Consider the following 1,825-nt stretch of genomic DNA (forward strand, 5'->3'; position numbering starts at 1 on the left):
TGCGCGCTGCTCCCGGGGGCGGCGCCTGACGCGCCTTGCCCGGGCTACAGGTTCATTGCCGTCTGCGGGCCGGTAGCCCGGACAGATGCGCAGCATCGCCTCCGGGAAATTCAGCCACTCTGCGCGCTGCTCCCGGGGGCGGCGCCTGACGCGCCTTGCCCGGGCTACAGGTTCACCGCCGTCTGCGGTCCGGTAGCCCGGACAGATGCGCAGCATCGCCTCCGGGATGTTATCGGCCCGCTACGGCGCTCTTTTTCGATAACGCACGCTGAATCGACAGCACGCTGAACAGCACAATCACCAGCCCCACCAGCGCCAGCCCCTCGATCTTTTGCCCGAGGAAAACCCAGCCTAATAGCACCGCCGTCACCGGACTCAGCAGGCTCATCGCCGACACCGCCACCGGGGAAAGGCGGCTGATACCGCGAAACCACAGGCCGTATGCCAGCATCGCCCCGGCAACGCACAGCCACAGATAGCCCGCCGCCTGAGTCGGCGTCACCTGATGCAGCGGCGGATCGACCAGTAACGCAATTGGTGCCAGTACGATACCGCCAATCAGCAGCTGCCAGCCGGTCAGCGCGATAACCGGCAAAGCGATCGCCCAGCGACGCGACAGCCAGGTTCCCAGCGCCATGCTCATCGCCCCCAGAAACGCCGCGGCGATCCCCAGCGGTTCGAGCGTGGTTTGCGGCGACAGCAGCAGCATCGCCATTCCCGCGATCCCCATCAATGCCGAGAGCACCGCCAGCCAGGGCGATCGCTGACGATCGACGCACCAGGCTAACAGCATCACCAGCAGCGGCTGGATCGCCCCTATCACCGCCGCCAGGCCGCCCGGCAGCCGATAAGCGGCAATAAACAGCAGCGCCTGAAACGCGCCGATATTCAGGATCCCGGTAACGATCAGCTTCCACCACTCGGCGCGCAGCGGGAAACGGCGACTCCAGATCAGCAGAGCGATCCCGGCCGGCAGCACCCGCAGCAGCGCGGCGATAAACGGCCGATCCGGCGGCAGAAACTGCGAGGTCACAATATAGGTGCTGCCCCAGATGGCGGGGGCCAGCGCGGTTAAAAACAGATCAACCATCAAATTGCGCGAAACAAAGGCCATGATTTTATCTTCACATCAAGGTAAATTGTGACCTAAGTATGTATCGATATTTATCTTGATATCAAGACAAGTGAGCATTAATGGACAAATCACCGCAGACCGACGCCGTGGATCGCATTCTTGAACAGTGGAAACGGGAACGCCCCGATCTCGATTGCAGTCCGATGGGGCCGTTTGGCCGCCTGAAACGCTGCGCGCTGCTGCTGGAGCCGCGCATTGAAGCGGCTTTTCTTTGCCATGATTTAGTGCGCTGGGAGTTTGATATGCTGGCGACGTTGCGGCGGGCGGGCGAACCGTTCGTGCTGTCGCCCACCCAGCTATTTTCAACGTTAATGATCACCTCCGGCACCATGACCCATCGTCTGAAAGCGCTGGAAAAACGGGGGTTTATTCGCCGTCTGCCAAACCCGGACGATGCGCGCAGCATGCTGGTCGCGCTGACGCCAGAAGGGCGAGAGTTAATCGACAGAGCGGTGGAAAGTCACGTGGAGAATGAGCGGATGCTGCTAAGTGGACTCTCTGCGGCGCAGCGCCAGCAGCTTGATGAAGCGCTGACGATTTTTATGCGCCTGCTGGAAAAAGAGTAATACCCACCCGCTTTGAATAAGGCGCTTACCTTGTTGCCGGATGGCGGTTGATGAAGCACCACCGTTATTTCCCGGAGGCGATGCTGCGCATCTGTCCGGGCTACCGGCCCGCAGACGGCGGTGA

2 protein-coding genes are annotated in these 1,825 nt (G+C 61.5%); one reads left to right on the plus strand and one right to left on the minus strand.

Annotated features, from left to right (window positions below):
• Positions 1–229: 229 nt before the first annotated feature.
• Entirely contained in the window at positions 230–1,114 is an 885-nt protein-coding gene (locus ABLU67_RS23975) for an EamA family transporter (protein WP_047722954.1), read from the minus strand.
• Between the two features lie 80 nt (positions 1,115–1,194).
• Here ABLU67_RS23975 and ABLU67_RS23980 point away from each other — a divergent pair, with 80 nt between their 5' ends.
• Entirely contained in the window at positions 1,195–1,701 is a 507-nt protein-coding gene (locus ABLU67_RS23980; protein WP_064358511.1) for a MarR family transcriptional regulator, read from the plus strand.
• The last annotated feature ends 124 nt before the right edge of the window (positions 1,702–1,825 follow it).

Origin of the sequence: Klebsiella sp. GN_Kp190, from assembly GCF_040061795.1 — a bacterium.
Classification (GTDB): domain Bacteria; phylum Pseudomonadota; class Gammaproteobacteria; order Enterobacterales; family Enterobacteriaceae; genus Klebsiella; species Klebsiella michiganensis.

Excerpts from the sequence above, each read along its gene's own strand:
- ABLU67_RS23975 (WP_047722954.1), bottom strand. The coding sequence starts at position 1,114 with ATGGCCTTTGTTTCGCGCAATTTGATGGTTGATCTGTTTTTAACCGCG.
- ABLU67_RS23980 (WP_064358511.1), top strand. The coding sequence starts at position 1,195 with ATGGACAAATCACCGCAGACCGACGCCGTGGATCGCATTCTTGAACAG.